This is a genomic window from Ruegeria marisflavi, from assembly GCF_025673445.1.
GTDB classification, from domain to species: domain Bacteria; phylum Pseudomonadota; class Alphaproteobacteria; order Rhodobacterales; family Rhodobacteraceae; genus Ruegeria_B; species Ruegeria_B marisflavi.
In genome coordinates this window covers 226,696-247,205 of the sequence record NZ_JAOVQN010000001.1, presented here as the reverse complement: position 1 = coordinate 247,205, position 20,510 = coordinate 226,696, and the positions used below count along the sequence as shown (strand labels likewise).

Annotated in this window: 16 protein-coding genes; 9 read left to right on the top strand and 7 right to left on the bottom strand. The window is 63.5% G+C overall.

Going from position 1 to position 20,510, the window contains the following annotated elements; all coding sequences use genetic code 11:
• Positions 1-48 precede the first annotated feature (48 nt).
• Positions 49-606, top strand: a complete 558-nt coding sequence (gene thpR / locus OEZ49_RS01170; RefSeq protein ID WP_263386611.1) for an RNA 2',3'-cyclic phosphodiesterase — start codon at positions 49-51, stop codon at positions 604-606.
• Between the two features lie 3 nt (positions 607-609).
• Here the strand turns inward: thpR and OEZ49_RS01165 are convergent, their stop codons facing one another.
• Together OEZ49_RS01165 and OEZ49_RS01160 are read right to left on the bottom strand one after the other, a co-directional pair.
• Entirely contained in the window at positions 610-2,145 is a 1,536-nt protein-coding gene (locus OEZ49_RS01165) for a trimethylamine methyltransferase family protein (RefSeq protein WP_263386610.1), read from the bottom strand.
• Between the two features lie 4 nt (positions 2,146-2,149).
• Entirely contained in the window at positions 2,150-3,523 is a 1,374-nt protein-coding gene (locus OEZ49_RS01160) for an MmgE/PrpD family protein (protein ID WP_263386609.1), read from the bottom strand.
• 182 nt (positions 3,524-3,705) lie between these two features.
• Between OEZ49_RS01160 and OEZ49_RS01155 the strand changes: the two genes are divergently transcribed.
• Entirely contained in the window at positions 3,706-4,593 is an 888-nt protein-coding gene (locus OEZ49_RS01155; protein WP_263386608.1) for a LysR substrate-binding domain-containing protein, read from the top strand.
• 95 nt (positions 4,594-4,688) lie between these two features.
• Here the strand turns inward: OEZ49_RS01155 and OEZ49_RS01150 are convergent, their stop codons facing one another.
• A complete protein-coding gene (locus OEZ49_RS01150; protein ID WP_263386607.1) occupies positions 4,689-7,106 on the bottom strand; it encodes a GcvT family protein in 2,418 nt (805 codons plus the stop codon).
• 99 nt (positions 7,107-7,205) lie between these two features.
• On the bottom strand, positions 7,206-8,456 hold the full coding sequence (locus OEZ49_RS01145; protein ID WP_263386606.1) for an aminotransferase class V-fold PLP-dependent enzyme: 1,251 nt from the start codon (positions 8,454-8,456) through the stop codon (positions 7,206-7,208).
• A 219-nt stretch (positions 8,457-8,675) separates the two neighbouring features.
• Between OEZ49_RS01145 and OEZ49_RS01140 the strand changes: the two genes are divergently transcribed.
• The 7 genes from OEZ49_RS01140 (at position 8,676) to OEZ49_RS01110 (ending at position 17,677) form a co-directional block, all read left to right on the top strand.
• A complete protein-coding gene (locus OEZ49_RS01140; protein WP_263386605.1) occupies positions 8,676-10,961 on the top strand; it encodes an arginine/lysine/ornithine decarboxylase in 2,286 nt (761 codons plus the stop codon).
• 428 nt (positions 10,962-11,389) lie between these two features.
• On the top strand, positions 11,390-11,719 hold the full coding sequence (locus OEZ49_RS01135; protein WP_263386604.1) for a hypothetical protein: 330 nt from the start codon (positions 11,390-11,392) through the stop codon (positions 11,717-11,719).
• Positions 11,720-11,824: 105 nt separating this feature from the next.
• Positions 11,825-13,087, top strand: a complete 1,263-nt coding sequence (locus tag OEZ49_RS01130) for an imelysin family protein (RefSeq protein ID WP_263386603.1) — start codon at positions 11,825-11,827, stop codon at positions 13,085-13,087.
• A gap of 58 nt (positions 13,088-13,145) precedes the next feature.
• Positions 13,146-14,147, top strand: a complete 1,002-nt coding sequence (locus OEZ49_RS01125; RefSeq protein ID WP_263386602.1) for a porin — start codon at positions 13,146-13,148, stop codon at positions 14,145-14,147.
• A gap of 28 nt (positions 14,148-14,175) precedes the next feature.
• On the top strand, positions 14,176-15,597 hold the full coding sequence (locus tag OEZ49_RS01120) for a di-heme oxidoreductase family protein (RefSeq protein ID WP_397545643.1): 1,422 nt from the start codon (positions 14,176-14,178) through the stop codon (positions 15,595-15,597).
• Between the two features lies 1 nt (position 15,598).
• Positions 15,599-16,597, top strand: a complete 999-nt coding sequence (locus OEZ49_RS01115) for an imelysin family protein (RefSeq protein ID WP_263386601.1) — start codon at positions 15,599-15,601, stop codon at positions 16,595-16,597.
• Positions 16,598-16,600: 3 nt separating this feature from the next.
• Positions 16,601-17,677 carry a DUF1513 domain-containing protein gene (locus OEZ49_RS01110; protein WP_263386600.1) on the top strand — a complete coding sequence of 359 codons (1,077 nt, stop codon included), beginning with the start codon at positions 16,601-16,603 and terminating at the stop codon, positions 17,675-17,677.
• A gap of 6 nt (positions 17,678-17,683) precedes the next feature.
• Here the strand turns inward: OEZ49_RS01110 and OEZ49_RS01105 are convergent, their stop codons facing one another.
• The 3 genes from OEZ49_RS01105 to OEZ49_RS01095 form a co-directional block, all read right to left on the bottom strand.
• Entirely contained in the window at positions 17,684-18,190 is a 507-nt protein-coding gene (locus OEZ49_RS01105) for a potassium channel family protein (RefSeq protein ID WP_263386599.1), read from the bottom strand.
• 67 nt (positions 18,191-18,257) lie between these two features.
• On the bottom strand, positions 18,258-19,163 hold the full coding sequence (trhO, locus tag OEZ49_RS01100; protein WP_263386598.1) for an oxygen-dependent tRNA uridine(34) hydroxylase TrhO: 906 nt from the start codon (positions 19,161-19,163) through the stop codon (positions 18,258-18,260).
• 76 nt (positions 19,164-19,239) lie between these two features.
• Positions 19,240-20,463, bottom strand: a complete 1,224-nt coding sequence (locus tag OEZ49_RS01095) for an Hsp70 family protein (RefSeq protein WP_263386597.1) — start codon at positions 20,461-20,463, stop codon at positions 19,240-19,242.
• Positions 20,464-20,510: the final 47 nt, after the last annotated feature.

The following is a 20,510-nucleotide window of genomic DNA, read 5'->3' as shown; positions in this document are numbered from 1 at the left end:
CGCCGGTTTCCCCCGCAACGGCCGCCGAAAACCGGCAGGCGCTGGGCAATGGGTCTTTACCGAACCGCTCCGGTCGGCAACAAGGAGCACATGCGCAGCTTCATTGCCGTCCCGGTCCCGGGCGACACCGCCGACCACCTTGAAAGGCTCCAGCGCCGGCTGGGTGCGGGCCGCCCGGTGCCACGCGACAACCTGCACCTGACGCTCGCCTTTCTCGACGACCAGCCCGAAGAGGTGCTGGAGGAACTCCATCACGCGTTATTGGCCCTGCGCGCCGCACCCTTTGCCGTGGCGATGGGCGGCATCGGCACGTTCGGTACCGCGCTTTTCGTTCACGTGGCCGATGACGCGCGCATGACCCGTTTGCACGATACCATCACCAGGGCCTGCCGTCGCGCCGGGATAGAGCTCCAAAAACGCCGGTTCCGGCCGCATGTGACCCTCGCCCGCCTGCGCCCCGGCGCAGCGCCGCCGCCCTTGCCGCCCGGTCTGGCCGAAACCGACCTGCCGGACCTGCTTGTCACGGGCATCGCGCTCTATGGCTCGACGCTGCACCCAAAGGGCGCGCGGCACGAAATCCTGGCCGAGTACCCGCTTTCGGCCTAGGCATCAGGGTTCGCCGCTACCGATTTCTTCCTTGCGCCGCCCCACATAGGCCTCCAGCGCATCGCGCACGTCCGGCTCCAGCGCCGGCTCCTCGTACTCGCGCAGCGCCTGCTGCCAGATCCGGGTGGCGCGTTCGAGTGCATCCGCTGCCCCGGCGGCCTCCCAGCTCTCGTAATTCTGCCAATCCGACAGGATCGGGCGGTAAAACGCGGTCTCGTAGCGCTCCATTGTATGCGTCGCGCCAAAGAAATGCCCGCCCGGCGGCACACCCGCCATCGCATCGAACCCCAGCGCGTCATCCGAGAAATCCACCGGCCGCAGGAACTCCATCATGTTCTGCATGATCTCGACGTCGAGGACGAATTTCTCATACGACGCGGTCAGCCCGCCCTCTAGCCATCCGGCGGCGTGATAGATGATATTGGCCCCGCCCAGCACCGCGCCCCAGGTCGCCATCATCGTCTCGTAAGCGGCCTGCAAATCGACCGCGTTCGAGGCGTTGGAATTCGACGTGCGATAGGGCAGCCCATAGCGCCGCGCCAACTGCCCGCCGATGATGTTCGCCTTGGTGTTTTCCGGCGTGCCAAACGCCGGCGCGCCCGAGCGCATGTCGACATTCGAGGTGAATGAACCATACATCACCGGCGTGCCCGGCCGCACCAGCTGGGTCAACACCACACCAAACAGCGCCTCGGCATTCTGCTGCGCCAGCGCGGCGGCCAGTGTCACCGGCGTCATTGCCCCCATCAGGGTAAAGGGCGTGATCGTCACCGGCTGGCCATGCTCGGCCATGGCGATCAGCCCGTCCCCCATCGCGTCATCGAAGAGGCGCGGCGAATTGACCGAAATGATGGTGATCACCCCGGGGTCGGTTGCCATCTGGTCCAGCGTCTGACCGCGCGCAATCGCCATCATCTCGATCCCGTCCAGCGCCCGGCCCCGCCCGATGGCGGTACAGTGAAACGACAGGTCCGACAGGGTGAGATTGGCCAGATAAGTGTCCAGATGCCGTGTATTCGCGGGCATTTCGACCGGCGCCATCACCTGGTTTCCGATGATATGGATCGCGTTGAAATGATGCGCCAGCCGGATGAAGTTGCAATAGTCGGTATAATTGCCCGACCGCCGCCCGTTCACACGGTCATGCACATTGGGCGGCCCGGCCACGAGACCGAAATTTAGCGCATTGCCGCCCATCTCGATCCGTTTCGCGGGATTGCGGCTGGTCAGAGTAAAGGTGCGCGGCACGGTGGCCAGCGCCGCATTTACCAACTCCTCGTCGATCCGCACGATACCTGTATCGCGGTCGACCAGCGCGCCCGCCTCTGCGAACAGGTCCAGCACGTTGTCACCGATCACCCGAATACCCAGCTCGGACAAAATCCGCATCGAGGTGGCGTGCAGCCGCTCCATCTCTTTGGGCGAGGCCAGCTCGAACCCGGGATAGGGGTTGCGCACCTGTTGCCAAGGCAGTTGCTCGATGCCACCACCGCTGCGCGCGCTCTTGCCGCGTCGGCCGCCGGTCCTGCGATCACTCATGCTCTCAACCCTGAACCGGCTCGAACAGATGTGCCGCCGCATCGGCGAACCGGCTGTCCGGATCTGTCAACCCCAGGATCGCGTCGCGTAGCGACGCCGCGCGTTCCTCTCCCAGTACCGGCGCGGCAAAATCCATGTACTTGCCCACCACCTCGTCACGGGACATCGGCGCCTCGGGTCCACCCCGCGCATGGATGTCGCCCGACACCAGCACCTGCCCGCCTGTCGTGGTAATCTCCACATCGGCCCAGCGCCCCACCGGGAACCGCGTGGAATGCCGCTCGGTCTCGGCCACGGTGATACGGCTCATGATATCCGCGACCAGCGGGTCGGACAGGCCGGGGCCCGAGATGTGCTCGACCCCGATCCGGCCATAGGCGATGTAGGCCGCAACCGGAAACGGCAGCGCATATTGCGCGATACCGGTGGTGGGCGGCAGCCCTTGGTACAGGCACGCCGCCTGATGAAAGCTGTTCACATGCACCCGCGCGATATCCGTATGGCTCAGACCATGCTCCAGCATGATCGCACGCACCCCGTCCACCGCCGCATGCGCCCAGCGGCAGATCGGATAGGGTTTCACATATTGGTGCTCCATCTGCCAGAACCGGCCCAGATCCTCCCAGAACGGCGCCGCCTCGGGCGCCTCCATGGTGATCGCGGGCGCGCCGGTGAACCCGTGCTCGGCAAGGATCATCGACGACACCCCGACCAACGCACCCCAGCCCGACCCGTCATGCAGCATCGTGGGCGTTGCGATCTCGCGCATCATCTGACTGCGGGGGCCATGATACTCGGCAATGCCCAGCGCCTGCCGCATCGTCTCGCGCCCCTGCCCGCGCAGCCGGGCAGCCATCGCCACCACGCCCAGGCAGTTCCACGCACCCGAGGTGTGATAGTCGCTGACCGTGGCATGCAGCGCGATCCCCGCGCGCCCGGCCACCTCGTATCCCACGGTGATCGCGGCCAGCGCCTCGGGGCCGGTCAGATCGGGCAGATGCTGCGCCAATGTCGCCAGGGTCGGGATCACCACGACACCGATATGCCCCTTGGTCGGGTTGTACCCGTCATGGCCGTCCAGGTTGTCGGTCTGGGTGGCGGCGGCAAAGGCCACCCCCGCCAGGCTCACGCGCCGCCCGTCGAACATCATCCGCGCGCTGTGGCCCGGATCGGAACTGCCATATAGCAGGGTTGCGGTCTGGCGCGCGATCACGCCCGCCTCCATCGGGCCCGCTGCAGCGATGATCCCCAGCGTATCCAGTGTCATCAGGGCCGCGGCCTCCAGCGTGCTGGCAGGTATCTCGCCCGGCGCGCGGTCCAGCGCAAAATCGGCAATCCGGTCAAAAGTAGAGAGGGGTTTGCTCATCGGTGCAGTCATCTGGCCTCCTTCGCCCAGCCGGGCGTCTCCGAAACCAAGGCTAGACGCCTGCCCGCCCCACCACACGCAAAAATGCCGGGGCCTATGCCCCGGTTATTTTTGCCTCGGGCGCTTTCGCTTTGACCAAAGCCGGGCCGGACAGGGCTTGCCGTAGGCCGGACAACCGGCAATAGACTTGCACCATGAAACACCTGCCGCATCTCACCTTCCTGCGCTCGTTCGAGGCCGCCGCCCGGCACCTGAGCTTCACCGCTGCCTCCGAGGAACTGAACTGCACCCAATCGGCGGTCAGCAACCATGTCCGCTCGCTTGAGGAATACATCGGCCGCCCCCTCTTCGTCCGCCTGCCCCGCACGCTGGCCCTGACCGAGGTGGGCGAGGCCTATCTCCCCTCGGTCCGCCACGCCCTGCAAGAGATCGACGTCGCGACCGAGGCGCTTCTGTCCCAGAAGCGACGGCGCGAGGTGGTTGTCTCCTGCCCCACCAGCCTGGCCTCGGTCTGGCTGGCAGGCGTGCTGCGCGACTTTCACCTCACCCATCCCGATATCCTGGTCACGGTACACGGCACCGTCTGGTCCGATGTGGAACAGGACGTATCCGACATCTCGATCACCATGGATCACACCGATGACCTCCCCGATGGCGCGGTTCAGCTTTGGGATGAACGGCTGGTCCTGGTCTGTGCCCCGGATTTCCGGGTCGACGGCGCCCCGCTCACCGACCCGGCGCAACTGGTGCGCGCCCGCCGGATCCAGGTGCTCGGCCGCCCGATCTACTGGGAACTGATGGCGCGCCATTTCGGTATCAAGTCCTTCGAGGCCACCGGCGGACACAAGACCGATGTCTCCACCCTCGCCGCCCGCCTGGCGGCCCAGGGCCTCGGCTGCGCCGCCCTGCCGCGCGTGCTTGCCCGCCCCTATCTGGACCAGGGCGAACTGATCGAACCGTTCCAGACCGACATCCGCAATCCTTGGGTCTATTGCGCCCGGTTCAAAAGCCGCACACCAACCCCCTCGGTCCGGCTTTTCAAGTCCTGGCTGCTCGACGCCGCCGCCCGAATGGAAGGCTGACCGCCCCCAACCCAAAAAAACCCGATCGAGCTTCTTTCTGGTCCCAAATACTCAAATTCCGACCTGACCACATGCGCACAGGGTCAGGACAAAGCTCATCCGCGCAACCGCGCGCCCGCCGGATCGAATGGCGGTTCGGCCAGCAACACCGCCTTGTGCGGCTTGCCCAGCAGGAACACTTCCAGCACGTCGCCCGGTTTCGCCACCGCCGGGTTGGCATAGCCGATGGCCAGCGATTTGCCCACCGAGTAGCCGTAGGCGCCCGAGGTCACCCGCCCCACCGGCTGTCCGTCGGGGGTAAAGATCGGCTCGCCGCCACTGGCGTCAGCCCCATGCGCGGCCTCGATCTCGAACACCGACAGCACCTCGCGCACCGGGTTGTCCTTGATCTTCAACCAGGCCGCCTTGTGCAGGAAATCCTTGTCCGCCTTGATCAGCCGCTCCAGTCCCACTTCCTGCGGCCAGTATTCCGGGCTGTACTCCCGACCCCAGGAGCCATAGCCCTTCTCGATCCGCAGACTGCCCAGCGCCCGGCTGCCCACCGGCCCGCCGCCGATCTCGCGCGCGGCCGCAATCAGCGCAGTGTAAAGCCGCACCTGATCCGCCTCGGCGCAATGCAGCTCCCAACCCAGATCGCCGGTGAAACTGACCCGGATCGCCAGACAGGTCACCCCCGCCACCTCGATCGTGGCCGAGCGCATGAAGGGGAAGCCCTCGTTCGACAGGTCGGCATTGGTCAGCCGCTGCAACATATCGCGCGCTTTCGGTCCGGCCACGTTATAGCCCGCGATGCGGTTGGTCGCGACCTCCAGCGTGGTGCCGCCGGGCAAATCCACCATGTTGAAGAACCGCTGGTGATAGCGTTCGGCCATGCCGGACCCCACCATCATATAGGCGTCCTCGCCCGTCATGGTGATGGTGAAATCGCCCGCGATCCCGCCTCGCACGCCGATCAGCGGCGTCAGACAGGAACTGCCCACGACAGTGGGCACCCGGTTCGCCACCAGCCGGTCCAGCCAGTCCCGCGCACCCGGCCCCTTGATCTCGTAATTGGCAAAGTTCGAGATGTCGATCACGCCGACCTGCTCGCGCAGCATGCGCACCTCGCGGCCCACCGGCTCCCACCAATTCTGCCGGGTGAAGCCAATGGTCTCGGTTACACCGGGGCGGTCCGCGAACCACAGCGGATGCTCCCAGCCGCAGTTCATGCCAAACACCGCGCCCATCTCCCTTTGCATCTCGTATGCCGGACGCACCCGCGCCGGTCGCCCGGCGCTGCGCTCCTCGTTGGGAAAATGGATGGCAAAGCGGTGGGTATACTGGTCCTGTACCCGCGCCTTGGTGAACTTCTTGTCGGCCCAATCGCCGAACCGCGCCAGGTCCCAGGCGAACATGTCGTATTGCGGCTCGCCCTCGATCATCCATTGCGCCGCCAACAGGCCCAGACCCCCCGATTGCGAAAAACCGGGAATGATGCCGCCGCAAACGAAATAGTTTCGCAATTCCGGCACCGGCCCCCACAAGGCACTCGAATCCGGCGACCAGATCATCGGCCCGTTGATCACCCGCTTGACGCCCGCCGTCGCCGCCACCGGCACCCGCTCGGTCGCGCGGATCACGTTTTCCATGATCCGGTCCAGATCGTCTGGGAACAGGTCATGGGCAAAATCCAGCGGCGTGCCGTTTTCGGCCCAGAACTTCATGTCCTTCTCATAGGCGCCGATCAGCAGCCCGTTGCCTTCCTGCCGGAAGTAATATTCGCCATCCCGGTCCGCGATCGAGGGCAGGCGGCGGCCCAGCGCCGCCACCTCTGGGATGGCCTCGGTCACGAAATACTGATGCTCGGTCGGTTGCAGCGGCAGGGTGATGCCCGCCAGCGCCGCCACCTCGCGCCCCCACAGGCCCGCCGCGTTGACCACCCATTGCGTGTGAATGTCGCCCTTCTCGGTGCGCACGATCCAGCTGCCATCGGGCTGGGGTTCGGTGCCGATCACCGGGCAGAACCGCTCGATAGTGGCGCCCATAGCGCGGGCTCCGGCGGCATAGGCATAGGTCACGCCCGACGGGTCCACGTTGCCGCCATCGGGTTCGTACATGATGCAGCGGATATCGTCGAACTGCGCCAGCGGGTGCAGTTCCTTCGCGCGATCCTTGTCGATCTCGTAGAAATTCAGCCCGTAATACCGCGCTTTGGCCTCTTGCAGCCGCAGCTGGTGTTCGCGCGCTTCGGTCTGCGCCAGATAGAGCGAGCCCGCCTGGAACAAGCCACAGCCCTGCCCGGTCTCCTTCTCCAGCTCCTTGTACAGGTTCATCGTGTAATGCTGGATGCGGGTGACGTTGTTATTGTCGTGCAGCCCGTGGATGTTCGCCGCCGCATGCCAGGTCGATCCGCTGGTCAGCTCGTCCCGCTCCAGCAACACGACATCGCGCCAGCCCAGTTTGGCCAGGTGATAGAGGATCGAGCAACCGACAAGACCACCGCCGATCACGACGGCCTGGGCATGGGTTTTCATGGGGCGGGTCTCCGTTCTATGTCCCGAACGACCCTAGCCGCAGACCCGGCCCCGCACCCGCCAAAAATTCTGGGGTGGGGGGCCGGTTTTTGTTTTGCGTCAGGCTGCGATTGTCTTCATCGCCGCCAGAAACTGCGCCACCTCGTGAACGCTGTTGTAATGGCACATCGACACCCGCACGCAGCTGTCCAGACCCAGCGGATCAAGGATATTGCCCGAGTAGTGATCGGCCTTGCGCACATGGGTGCGGATGCCCTGCGCATTCAGCTGCGCCACCACCTCGGCCGAGGCCACGCCCTCGACCCAGAGCGACACCAGCCCTTCGCGCGCCGGGTTGTCGATGCCGCCGATGATATGCACCTTCTCCATGTCCTTCAGCCCGGGCAGGTTGCCGGTGCCATGGATCATCGCGTCGGTCAGTGCCTTTTCCTGCGCATGGATCGCCTCACCCGCCGCCACGAACCGCGCCCGCCGGTCGGTCGCATCGCTCACCTGCGCGCCCAGCCATTCCAGGTAATCCGCAACATCGGTCAGCGTCGCATAGCTGCCGGTGTCCCGCGTCCCCATCTCCCAATTGTCCGCGGGTCCATTGAGCAGCCCGTTATGCGGCAATTTCGTCAGCCGGTCCGAGATCCAGGCCAGCCCATAGCCATGCCGCGAGAACATCTTGTAGGGCGATATCACATAGCCATCGACACCATAAGCCGTCAGATCAATCCGCCCATGCGCCGCATGCTGGATGCCGTCCACGATGATATAGGCCTCGGGCGCCACCGCCCGGATCGCCGCCGCGATCCCCTCCAGGTCCACCCCCATTCCCGTCACGGGCGAGGTATGTACGATGGTCGCCACCACCGTGTCGGGCGTCACCGCCGCGGCATAGGCCTCGGCCGTCACCGTGCCTGTCGCATCGTCATGGGCCACCAGCACATGCCGCTGCCCCGCCACCCGCGCCCAGCGGTCACAGGCACTGCGCGAGGCCGGATGCTCCAGCGTCGTGCCCAGCACCACCCCCGGCCCGGCGCCCAGACAGGCGTTCATGATCAGACGGAACGTCAGCTCGGTGCCGCTTTCGCCGACAAAGAACTGCCCCTCCGGCGCGTTCATGAACACGCGCATGTCGTCCTTGGCCTTGTCGATCACCCGCACCAGCTCGTGGCTGCCCGGGTTGTCGCGTCCTTGGTTGTCGGGGATCGCCGCATAACGGGCCGAGGTCTCGACCACCGAATTCAGCGTCAGCGCGCCACCGGCATTTTCAAAGAACACGCGCGGGCCCTGCACCGGGCACTGGTCGACTTGCGCGAAACGGCTGCGGATTTCGGTCAGCAACGCGGGGGTGATCTGGGTCATGCAGGCTCCAAAAGGCTCGTCCATGGATTCGCGCGCACGCTACGCGCGGACGCGGGCAATGACACGCAAAACTTTTGAGGAGCAAGGGGCCGCTTTACGGCAGGCAAGACACCCGCACCGTGGACAATGTCGCCTCCCGATGGCCTTTTCGCCACTTGACGTCTTCCCCCCAGACTTCGACAACAGTTGAAGTTCGCACGTCGCATCAAGGACCGGCAGATGAAGTTTTGCTTTCCCATTGTCATCATCGACGAGGATTTCCGGTCCGAGAACACCTCGGGCTTCGGCATTCGGGCTCTTGCACAAGCCCTCGAAGCCGAAGGGTTCGAAGTCCTCGGCGCGACAAGCTACGGTGATCTCTCGCAATTCGCGCAGCAACAAAGCCGCGCAGCGGCCTTTGTCCTGTCGATCGACGATGAAGAATTCAGCCCCGGCCCCGACCTCGCCCCGGCGGTTCTGAACCTCCGCAGCTTCATACAAGAAGTCCGCTACAAGAACGAAGATGTCCCGATCTACATCTATGGCGAGACCAAGACGTCGCGGCACCTGCCGAACGATGTCCTGCGCGAGCTGCACGGTTTCATCCATGCCTTCGAGGACACCCCCGAATTCGTCGCCCGCCACATCATCCGCGAAGCGAAGAACTATCTCGAATACATTCAGCCGCCGTTCTTCAAGGCGCTTCTCGACTATGCCGAGGACGGCTCGTATTCGTGGCATTGTCCCGGGCATTCGGGCGGCGTCGCATTTCTGAAATCGCCCATCGGGCAGATGTATCACCAGTTCTATGGCGAGAACATGCTGCGCGCCGATGTCTGCAACTCGGTCGAGGAACTGGGCCAGCTGCTCGACCACAATGGCGCCATCGGGGCGTCAGAGCGCAACGCGGCGCGGATCTTCAACGCCGATCACTGCTTTTTCGTCACCAATGGGACCTCGACCTCGAACAAGATGGTCTGGCACCACAACGTCGCGCCGGGCGACGTTGTTCTGGTGGACCGCAACTGTCATAAGTCGATCCTGCATTCGATCATCATGACGGGCGCCATCCCGATCTTTCTCAAGCCCACGCGCAACCATTGGGGGATCATCGGCCCGATCCAGAAATCCGAATTCGAACCCGAAGCCATCAGGGCCAAGATCGAGGCCAACCCGCTTCTGGAAGGGATCGACCCCGACACGGTAAAGCCGCGCATCCTGTCGCTTACGCAATCCACCTATGACGGGGTGCTCTACAACACCGAAGTCGTAAAAGAGATCCTCGACGGCTATGTCGAGACGCTGCATTTCGACGAGGCCTGGCTGCCGCATGCGGCCTTCCACCCGTTCTACGGCACCTACCACGCGATGGGGCGCAAGCGCGGGCGCACGAAAAGCTCGATGGTCTATGCGACGCAATCGGTCCACAAGCTTCTGGCGGGCATCAGTCAGGCCAGCCATGTTCTCGTGAAGGATGCGGAAGAAGCAAAACTCGACCGGCATCTCTTCAACGAATCCTACCTCATGCACACGTCCACCAGCCCGCAATACTCGATCATCGCCAGCTGCGATGTCGCGGCGGCCATGATGGAGCCCCCGGGCGGCACCGCGCTGGTCGAGGAAAGCCTGATGGAGGCGCTCGATTTCCGGCGCGCCATGCGCAAGGTCGACGAGGAATATGGCAACGACTGGTGGTTCCAGGTCTGGGGCCCCGACGAACTGGCCGAAGAGGGGATTGGCCGCGCCAAAGCGTGGGAGCTGAAGAAGACCGACAGCGATGCCATCGAAAGCTCGGGCGAGGACGCCTGGCACGGGTTCGGCGACATGGCCCGCAACTTCAACATGCTCGACCCAATCAAGGCGACGATCATCACCCCGGGCCTGAACATCGACGGCCGCTTTGAAGAAACCGGGATTCCCGCCTCGATCGTGTCGAAATACCTGACCGAACATGGTGTCGTGGTCGAAAAGACCGGTCTTTACAGCTTCTTCATCATGTTCACCATCGGTATCACCAAGGGCCGCTGGAACACGCTTCTCGCCGCGCTCCAGCAGTGCAAGGACGACTATGACCGCAACCAGCCGCTGTGGCGCGTGATGCCCGAATTCTGCGCCAAACAGCCACGCTATGAACATATGGGGCTCAAGGACCTGTCCCAGCACGTGCATGATCTCTACGCCAAATACGACGTGGCGCGGCTTTCGACCGAGATTTATCTGGGCGATCACCGCCCTGCGATGTCCCCGCTCGACGCGTTTTCCCATATCGCGCGGCGCAAGACCGAAAGGGTCGCAATCGACGATCTCGAAGGCCGTGTGACCACAAGCCTCGTCACCCCCTATCCGCCCGGTATCCCGCTTCTGGTACCCGGCGAAGTGTTCAGCAAGGAGATCGTGGACTATCTTCGGTTCAACCGCGAGTTTGCCCGCGAATGCCCCGGCTTCGAAACCGATATCCACGGCTTGCTTCACGAGGTCGGCGAGAACGGCGAGGTCCGGTATTTCGCCGACTGTGTCGCGGAGTGAAAGGCAAACGCCCCGGGGTGACAACGGGGCGTTTGCCTCCAGAATGGCGGGCTTGTGCTTTCGCCAGCAGTGCGCGAACCGGACATCAACCGTAGTCGGCGCAATCCGAACGTCTGTTTTGATGTTCGGTCTCAGGCCGGGCCTCCTCCGCAGCGAATCCCTTACTCCGTTGCGCAGAACTCCGTCCTGACACAGCCCCGCCTTGGCGTGGGATTACCCAAAGCTTGTTCCGCGACATATGCCTGTCGCCGCCTCCCGTTTCCCCTCGAACGCTTGTACAAAACGGTCAATCGGGGTCGTTTGGCCGGTACAAAACGGTCAATTCGGCGGAGTTTCCGGGGGGCAACACTATGTTGATCCGACCGGCATCTTGAAATTCTCAGCAAAATGTTCTATCTTTGTTCTATAGCGGAATGGAGGATTTTCCCATGTTGACGGTCCCGCGCATGCACACGTCCAACGGCCCCAGCAACGACTATCACCTGCTGCCCGTCACCGAAAAACAACTGCGATACGCCCGCGCGATTGCACAACGCTCGGCCCTGGAAATCCCGGTCGAGGCGCAGCGTGATCGCCGTGTTCTGTCCGCCTGGATCTCGGCCCACCGGCCCGCATCCGAGTCGCCGTTCGACCGCTATCCCTCTGGAAAACAAGTGGCTTTTGCCGAGCGGATCGCGCGGGCCAAGCGCCGGGCCGTGCCGCCCGAGTGTTTTCATGACAAGGCCGCCATGTCCGCTTGGATCGACCGCAACAGGTGAGCCGAGCTAACTCCCGGTTGACAAGCCTGACTTATTTAGTCAGTTAAATGTCTTGCCAGATCCCTCCGGGTCAAGCCAAGCCTGACTCACATCCGAGGGACATCCATGACACCCCAAACGCTCGCAGCCTCCGCGCTGACCCTGCTCTGCGCCGCGCCCGCCCTGGCCACGGACAGAGCCGCCGTACTTGTCACCTATGCCAACATCGCCGAGGCGAAATATCAGGACAGCCTGATCACGTCGCGCGCTCTGCAAGTCGCGATAAACGACCTGATTTCAAAGCCTTCCGAGGCATCGCTTGCCGCTGCCCGCGAGGCCTGGCTGGCCGCCCGCATCCCCTATCAGCAGACCGAGGTTTACCGTTTCGGCAACCCGATCGTCGACGATTGGGAAGGCCGCGTGAACGCCTGGCCGCTCGACGAAGGGCTGATCGACTATGTCGATGCCTCCTACACCGGGCCGACCGATGACAACCTCTATGCGTCGTTGAATGTCATCGCGACGCCGCAGTTCGAATTGTCCGGAACCCAAGTGGACGCGACCAGCATCACGCCAACCCTGCTTTCCGACACCCTGCACGAGGCCGACGGCGTCGATGCCAATGTCGCGGCGGGCTATCATGCCATCGAATTCCTGCTCTGGGGGCAGGACCTGAACGGCACCGGCCCGGGCGCCGGGAACCGGCCCTGGACCGACTATGCGCAGGGTACGGATTGTACAAACGGCAACTGCGACCGCCGCGCAGCCTACCTGCAAGCCGCCACTACCCTGCTTGTCGACGACCTGGAGTGGATGGCCGCGCAATGGGCCCAGGGGGGTGCCGCGCGTGCAGCGGTTATGGCGGATGAAGCCGCCGGGCTGATCGCCATCGTGACCGGCATGGGCAGCCTAAGCTATGGCGAACAGGCAGGTGAGCGGATGCGGCTGGGCCTTCTGCTGAACGATCCTGAAGAGGAACACGACTGTTTCTCGGACAACACGCACAACAGCCACTACTATGACGGGCTAGGCGTTCAGAACGTCTACCTCGGCCGGTATCAGCGGCTGAATGATGACGTGCTCGCCGGCCCATCGCTGTCCGATCTGGTGGCCGAAACCGACCCGGGCCTGGACGCGGAACTGCGTAGCAAGCTCGACACGACCATGGTGGCATTGGAGGCGATCCGGACGGCGGTCAAGGACGGGATGGCCTATGACCAGATGCTGGCGCGCGGCAATGCCGAAGGCGAAGCCCTGATCATGGCCGGGGTCGAAGGGCTGATCGATCAGACCCGCTCGATCCAACGCCTGGTTCCGGCGCTGGGCCTGGATGAAATCAACTTCGAAGGCTCGGAAACGCTCGACAATCCGGGCGCGGTTTTCCAATAGGCTTACACCCAGCCAGCCTTGATGGCCCGCCAAGCTGCTCATCAAAGAAAGTAGCAAAATGTACATCCAAAGATTTGCGGCTCTGGTCGGCACCATTGCCTGTGCCACCGCCGCCCAAGCCCAAGACCAATCCGGGTTTGCCTGGGAAGGGTTGGTGGAACTGGGCTTTGAATCCGTCTATTCGTCAGACACCCCGGCAAACGAGACCGATACCGCCTATGCCAAGGGCGAGTTCCTGGGCATCTACGCCTTTGGCAACGGCGTTTCGATCTTTGCCGGACTGACCTTTGAAGAGGTCGAAGATGCCGCCGCGAACACCGGCTATGGTCTGTACCTGGATCAACTGGGCCTGGAGTTCGGAATCGGCCCGGCCACGGTGCAACTGGGCAAGGTGCACCCGGCCTTTGGCACCGCCTGGGACGAGGCTGCCGGATATTTCGGCAGCACACTGGCCGAGGATTACGAGCTGTCCGAGCAGATCGGCGCGCTGACCGATCTTGACCTGGGTGCAGCGGGTGTCTTGTCGGTCGGACTGTTCTACGCCGACGACACCGCGCTCAGCCAATCAGCCGGGTTCAACCGAGGGCGCAACAGCACGGCCCTGGGCGGTGCAGGCAATACCAGGCGGCTCGACAATGCTAGCCTGCAATGGCACGGCACGTTCGGTGACACCCGGGTCTGGGCAGGTGCCCGGCATCTCAGTGCGGGTGCTGGCGATGTCTCGGACGAGACCGGCGGGTTTCTGGCCATTGGCCATACATTCCGCGGCGCGCTCGATTTCTTTGCCGAGGCTGCGGTGTTTGATGGCTATGGCGGCACCGCCGACAATGCCCGTTTTGTCACGCTCAACGCTGCCTATGCGGTCGGCGATGTGACCTTGTCGGGTACGGTGGCGACCCGGGATGTCGATAGCCTGGGCAAGACCGAACTGCTATCCATTGGCGCCGAATACGAGTTCGGAGACCGCTATCTGGTCGGCGCTGCGCTGGCCCGGATCGAGGAAGCCAGTGTAACCGATTATGTATTCGGCGTGAATTTTGAAATCGCCTTGGGAAACTGACGTGTTTGAACGACTGGTTCTGGGTCTGATCTCTGCCTGCCTGACCGCTGCATGCGGTCAGGCGCTTGCGGCATCACCCGTCAAAGAGGATGCCGCTCGCATTGCCGAGGTCATCCGCCCGGCCGAGGCGTTTGAACAGTCAGAACCCTATGAGGCCCTGCCCGGTGGGGCCGCCACGCTCAGGAATGCGACGGATCGCGACGCGTTTTCGCATCCGTCGGCAAACATGAGTTTTGAGCGGGAACTGGATTTTCTGCTGGGCAAGGCCCTGTTCGAAAAGATCTGGGTGTCGTCGCCTTCGTCCACGCAGGCCTCGGACGGGCTGGGCCCGCTGTATGACGCGCGATCCTGCCAGGCCTGCCATATCCGCGACGGGCGAGGGCAACCCCCTGATCAGGATGGATCCGTGTCGATGATCGTGCGACTGGCCCAACCCGGCGGCGGACCGGACCCGGTCTATGGCCGTCAATTGCAGGACCTCGCCCTACCCGGCCATGCCGCCGAGGCGCAAATAGCGGTGCTTTATCGCGAGATCCCAGTCGAGCTGGCGGGTGGTGAAACTGTGGTCCTGCGACAGCCTGAATACGATTTAGGCACGCTGGGTTATGGCCCGCTGAATGGCGAGACCGTGTTCAGCGCGCGGGTTGCTCCCCCGATGATCGGGCTTGGGCTGCTGGAGGCGATCCCCGAACAGGATATCCTTGCCCTAGTTGACGAGGACGACCGGGATGGCAACGGCATCTCGGGGCGGGCCAATAGGGTTTGGTCGCGGGATGGCGAACAGCCTATGCTGGGGCGCTTTGGCTGGAAGGCGGGAGAGGGCACGATCCGCGATCAATCAGCCGCAGCCTTTGCCAATGATATCGGCATCTCCTCGCCTTTGTTTCCGGACGGATGGGGCGATTGTAGCGCGGCGCAAGCGACCTGCCGCGCCGCGCCGCATGGCGATGGCGACATCCGCAACACCGAGATTGACGGTGCGGGGCTGGAACTTGTGAGTTTCTACAGCCGCAACCTGGCGGTGCCCGAGCGGCGTTTGCCAGATAACCCCGAGGTCCTGCGTGGAAAGCAGGTGTTCTATGACACCGGATGCGTCGGGTGCCACGCGCCCAAGCATGTCACGGCCCGCCTGGCGGATCAGCCGGAACAGAGCTTTCAACTGATCTGGCCTTACACAGACCTGTTGCTGCACGACATGGGCGACGGTCTGGCAGACGCGCTGCCCGAAGGCCGTGCCGATGGACGCGAATGGCGCACGCCGCCGCTCTGGGGCATTGGTTTGACCGCCGAGGTCAGCGGCTACAGCCGGTTCCTGCATGACGGGCGCGCGCGGTCGCTTCTGGAGGCGATCCTGTGGCACGGAGGCGAGGCAGAGTCTCAGCAGGCGGCAGTAATCGCAATGACGCCTGCGGATCGAGCCGCCCTGATCCGCTTTTTGGAGAGTCTCTGAAATGATCCGTATGTTGCTCCTCTCTTTGTTCTTGGCCGGTATGGCAGGGGCCGATACACGGGATAGCATTCTGGATGCCCATGTCCTGCCCCGGTTCGACCGGCTGGAGGCCCGAACGCAGGCTTTGTCCGCCATGGCCGACGCAGACTGTGGCACGGCCTCAGCCCCACCGAGAGGGGCGTTTACCGACGCCGTCAAAGCTTGGGCCGCTGTCAGCCACTTGCGGTTCGGCCCGACCGAGGCGGAAAACCGCAGCTTCGCGCTTGCCTTTTGGCCGGACAATCGGGGCTTGACCCCCAAGGCGTTGACCTGGCTGATCTTGGCCCAAGATCAGGCCGTTTCCGACAGCACCGCCTTTGCCGAGGTTTCGGTAGCGGCGCGGGGTCTCTATGCGCTGGAACACCTGTTGTTTGACGACAGGATCGCAACAGCCGGAAACGCCGAATACCGCTGCGCCCTGATCCGCGCAATCGCCGCCGATGGTGCTCGGCTGGCAGGTGACATGGCCGCCGACTGGCACGACCATTATGCCGCCCTGATGCGCAGCCCGGGACCGGGAGGTACTTATCAGTCCGAGGCGGAGGTGATTCAGGAGTTCTTCAAGGCACTGGGAACCGGCCTGCAAATGACGGCTGAGTTACGGTTGGGACGGCCGCTAGGTACCTATGACAAGCCGCGCCCGCTACGGGCCGAGATGTGGCGATCCGGCCTGTCATTGGACCTGATCCGGGCGTCGCTGAGGTCGCAACGAGAGTTGGCGCTGCTGTTGGCCAAAGATGATGCCGACCTGCAAATGGAACTGGCCGCGAAATTCGATCTGGCGCTCGAAACGGCAAGCCGGATTGACGACCCCACACTGGCTGGGGTCGCAAGCCCAAGCGGTCGGGTTCGTATCGAGGCCTTACAACAACGGGTGAACGAGATCCGCGAAGCGGTCGCAAAGGACCTTGGACCCAAGCTGGGCGTTTCAGCCGGGTTCAACTCATTGGACGGAGATTGAGCGATGCGGAACCGACGCGGCTTTCTGGCAGGACTGGTAGCGGCGAGCCTGACGCCGAGGCTAAGTTGGGCCGACGCGGGCGCCCCGGCATTCCTGAGCGCTGGGCGGGCGCCGGATGGCGCCTATTCCCTCTACGGCGTCAACCATCAGGGAAGGCCGGTCTTTCGTATCCCCATCCCCGACCGGGGTCATGCCGCCGCTGCCCATCCCGACCGCCCCGAGGCGGTCGCCTTTGCACGCCGCCCAGGGCGGTTTGCGGTGGTGCTGAACTGTGTGACCGGCGCCGAGATCGCGCGGCTTTCGGCCCCCGAGGGGCGGCATTTCTACGGCCACGGCGTGTTTTCGCCCGATGGGACGACCCTCTATGCAACGGAAAACGACTATGAGGCGGGTGAGGGTCGTATCGGCTTGTGGGACGTGACCGGAGGATATCGCCGGATGGGAGAGGTGCCCTCGTCCGGGGTCGGGCCGCATGACATCCGGCTGATGCCCGATAGCCGGACGCTGGTCGTCGCAAATGGCGGGGTAGAGACCCACCCGGACAGTGGCCGGGCCAAGCTGAACCTGCCGGTGATGCAACCCAACCTCGCCTATCTGTCGCTTGAGGGTTCAGTTCTGGAGGTGGTACAGATGCCGCCCGAACACCGGCAGAACTCGATTCGGCATCTTGATGTCAGGGGCGACGGGTTGGTGGCCTTTGCCATGCAGTGGCAAGGCGAGGAGACCGAACTGCGCCCGCTTCTGGGTCTGCACAAGAGGGGACATGCCCCCCAGAAGGTCGAGGGGAGCGAGGCCGAAATGCGCGGGATGAAAGGCTATGGCGGCAGTGTCGCGTTTTTCGACGGCGGCGCTCAGGTCGCCGTATCATCGCCGCGCGGTGGCCGGGTTCAGCTGAGCAACGTGACCACAGGCAGAATTGCGCAGAGTGTCGAGGTCGAGGACGTGTGCGGGCTGGGTCTGCTGGGTGACCGTTTGCTGACCTCGTCGGGGACGGGACAATTGCAATGGATTGATGGCGCGGCGCTGAGCCTGACCAACATTGCATGGGACAATCACCTGGTTCGCGTCAACGCGGGCTAGGCAGGGCTATTCCTGCGAATGCCGATGATGCGAGGCGACGGCCACCGCCGCCGACACGAACAGGCCAAGCAGGATGTAGCCGGTCACCGCCTCGGCCACGGCCAGGCCACGGCACATGCCGACCGGTTGCAGATCGCCATAACCGACCGTGGTGAAGGTGACATAAGAGAAATAGAGCAGTTCCGAGGCACGATCCGCCCCCAGAACGCAACTGTCCGTGTATCCGAAGGAGGCATAGACCGCCGCATAAAGAAAAGGCACTGACTGGATAAAGGAGATGCCCATCAGCACCACCTGATGCTTGGGTTGACCGATGCGCACGACATAGGTCCAGAGCTGCATCAGCAGCCAGGCCGCCAGGACGAGTGTAGAAATCGTACCCAGGGTGCCGCCAGCAAGGCCTTCGTCAACATTTGACAAAATACGGAATGCCAGGCTGCTGACGATGACCATGCCGCCTGCGGCTATCATGGTTCCGCGCCACTCGCGCGTCAGGGAATGCGGTTTGGCCATATCCTGCTCCTTGATCTCCGGCTTTGATCATCTCTTGTCCGTCGAGATCTAGCAAGCGCGCAGCGGTTCAGTGGTTGCCGAGGTGTTCTTCTCCGCGCGCGCGGGCCAGCGCGATCTGTTTCTGCCGTTCGCGAAATCGCTTCTTGTCCGCGTCAGTCGTTTCATTGATGCACAGATGACAGCTTACACCATGTTCATATTCCGGGCGCTTGCGGTCCTCGGGCAGGATCGGGCGGCGGCAGCCGTGGCACAGCTCGTACGGCCCCTCGACCAATCCGTGGCCGACCGAGACCCGGTTGTCGAACACGAAACATTCGCCCTGCCAGGTGCTGTTCTCTGCCGGCATCTCTTCGAGATAGCGCAGGATGCCGCCCTTGAGGTGATAGACCTGCTCGACCCCCTGCCCCAGCAGATAGTTGGTGGATTTCTCGCACCGGATACCACCGGTGCAGAACATCGCCACCCGCTTGTTGTGAAACCGCTCCTTGTTGGCCTCCCACCAGGCGGGAAACTCCCGGAAACTGTCCGTCCTGGGGTCGATGGCGCCTTCGAACGTGCCGATCGCCACCTCGTAATCATTGCGGGTGTCGATCACCACGACATCCTCGGACCGGATCAGGTCGTTCCAGTCCTCTGGCTCCACGTAGTGTCCGACCTTGGCCTGCGGATCGACATCAGGCTGGCCCATGGTCACGATCTCTTTCTTCAGCCGCACCTTCATCTTGCCAAAGGGCGGATGGTCGCTCTGGGCTTCTTTCCACTCCAGATCGGCACAACCCTGCAGGGCGCGAATATGGGCCAGCACCGCATCAATCCCGGCGCGGGTGCCGGCGATGGTGCCGTTGATGCCTTCCTTTGCCAGCAACAGCGTGCCCTTGACATCCTGCGCCAGGCACAGGGTCAACAACGCCGGTTTCAGCGCGGCAGGATCGGGGAAACGGGTGAAATGATAGAGAGCGGCGATCGTGTACATGCCCGCGCCATACGCCCCGCTGCCCGCGATTTCAAGAGGCGCGATATATGGCGAAACATGCGTTTTCGATGTTGTTTTATTGAGTCTCACTGGCCAGGATAAGGCCATGCACCACGGCGGTGAACACCTCGGAATCCTGTTGCCGGGCTCCGGGCAAGACGCGACCCATCGCCGACCGGATCACCCCCATCAGGCTGGAACCGCCCACAAAAACGACCTGATCGACACTGTCCGGCGAGACCCCCGCATCGCGCACAGTCTGCATCGCGCAGCCTGCAATTTCATCGGCGAAACCGGCCAGCGCCGCTTGCATCGCGGCATTACACAGATCAGCCCCTAGACCGCGTTCGACAATATCGAGCGTAATGCGACCCGCCTCGGCCCCGTTGGCAGCGATCTTGCCCGTTTCGACCGCATAGGCCACATCGTGGCCCAGATGCGATTCCAGCACCTCGGTCAGGCGTTCGAACAGGCGCGGCTGTTCAGCCAGGCGTGCCCAGCGTCTCACCTCGCGCAAGATGGCGGGGTCATAGACAAAGGCGATTTTTTCCCAACTCGCCAGATCGTGGAACAGCGCCCGGGGCGCGCTGTGGCTGGCATCGCCCAGTTCGGCGCCGATCCTGGTCTCGTAACCCAGCAACGGCATCGCGTATTCCAGGCTCAGCACCCGGTCAAAATCGGTGCCGCCGATACGCAAGCCGCGGCTCGCCAGAACCTGGGTGGCCAAGCCCTGCCGGTCGCACAGGGTGAAATCCGAAGTGCCGCCGCCGATATCGACGATCAGCATCCGGCCCTGTCCCGCAACCGCAAGCGCAGCCGCTTCGGGCTCGGGCAGAAAGTCGACCTCGCGGAACCCGGCCAGCAGATAGGCGTCGTGCAAGTCGATCTGGGCCTGGGCGTCACGATCAGGTGCTGCTGAATGGAAATGGACGGGTCGACCCGACAGGGCGCGATCAAATCGCTGCCCGCTGAGCTTTTCGGCGCGCATCCGGATCTCGGCAAGGAAGCGGGCGATCACCTCGACCAGGGTCAGCCGCTCGTTCAGAAACACACGGGGTTCGCGCGCCAGAGGGGTGCCCATGACGCTCTTCAGCGCACGGAGAAAGCGACCCTCTTGCCCGTCCATCATGGCGCGGGCGGCGTCGCTGCCATAGACGTAGCGGCGGGTGTCAAAGTCGATGAACACCGCCGTTGGCAGGGTCTGCGCACCAGGCTCGAGAGGCAGAATCCGGCGATGCCCCGCCTGCAAAAGACCGGCGGCAGTATTCGACGTTCCGAAATCCACGCCAAGACGTGCCATAATCCTCTCCCGGTCTGCGCGAAAGCGCCCGGATACATCCGGGAGCA

What these genes read in the sequence shown, in the direction of transcription:
- thpR (WP_263386611.1), top strand. Translation starts at nt 49, where the DNA reads ATGGGTCTTTACCGAACCGCTCCGGTCGGCAACAAGGAGCACATGCGC.
- OEZ49_RS01165 (WP_263386610.1), bottom strand. Translation starts at nt 2,145, where the DNA reads ATGAGTGATCGCAGGACCGGCGGCCGACGCGGCAAGAGCGCGCGCAGC.
- OEZ49_RS01160 (WP_263386609.1), bottom strand. Translation starts at nt 3,523, where the DNA reads ATGACTGCACCGATGAGCAAACCCCTCTCTACTTTTGACCGGATTGCC.
- OEZ49_RS01155 (WP_263386608.1), top strand. Translation starts at nt 3,706, where the DNA reads ATGAAACACCTGCCGCATCTCACCTTCCTGCGCTCGTTCGAGGCCGCC.
- OEZ49_RS01150 (WP_263386607.1), bottom strand. Translation starts at nt 7,106, where the DNA reads ATGAAAACCCATGCCCAGGCCGTCGTGATCGGCGGTGGTCTTGTCGGT.
- OEZ49_RS01145 (WP_263386606.1), bottom strand. Translation starts at nt 8,456, where the DNA reads ATGACCCAGATCACCCCCGCGTTGCTGACCGAAATCCGCAGCCGTTTC.
- OEZ49_RS01140 (WP_263386605.1), top strand. Translation starts at nt 8,676, where the DNA reads ATGAAGTTTTGCTTTCCCATTGTCATCATCGACGAGGATTTCCGGTCC.
- OEZ49_RS01135 (WP_263386604.1), top strand. Translation starts at nt 11,390, where the DNA reads ATGTTGACGGTCCCGCGCATGCACACGTCCAACGGCCCCAGCAACGAC.
- OEZ49_RS01130 (WP_263386603.1), top strand. Translation starts at nt 11,825, where the DNA reads ATGACACCCCAAACGCTCGCAGCCTCCGCGCTGACCCTGCTCTGCGCC.
- OEZ49_RS01125 (WP_263386602.1), top strand. Translation starts at nt 13,146, where the DNA reads ATGTACATCCAAAGATTTGCGGCTCTGGTCGGCACCATTGCCTGTGCC.
- OEZ49_RS01115 (WP_263386601.1), top strand. Translation starts at nt 15,599, where the DNA reads ATGATCCGTATGTTGCTCCTCTCTTTGTTCTTGGCCGGTATGGCAGGG.
- OEZ49_RS01110 (WP_263386600.1), top strand. Translation starts at nt 16,601, where the DNA reads ATGCGGAACCGACGCGGCTTTCTGGCAGGACTGGTAGCGGCGAGCCTG.
- OEZ49_RS01105 (WP_263386599.1), bottom strand. Translation starts at nt 18,190, where the DNA reads ATGGCCAAACCGCATTCCCTGACGCGCGAGTGGCGCGGAACCATGATA.
- trhO (WP_263386598.1), bottom strand. Translation starts at nt 19,163, where the DNA reads ATGTACACGATCGCCGCTCTCTATCATTTCACCCGTTTCCCCGATCCT.
- OEZ49_RS01095 (WP_263386597.1), bottom strand. Translation starts at nt 20,463, where the DNA reads ATGGCACGTCTTGGCGTGGATTTCGGAACGTCGAATACTGCCGCCGGT.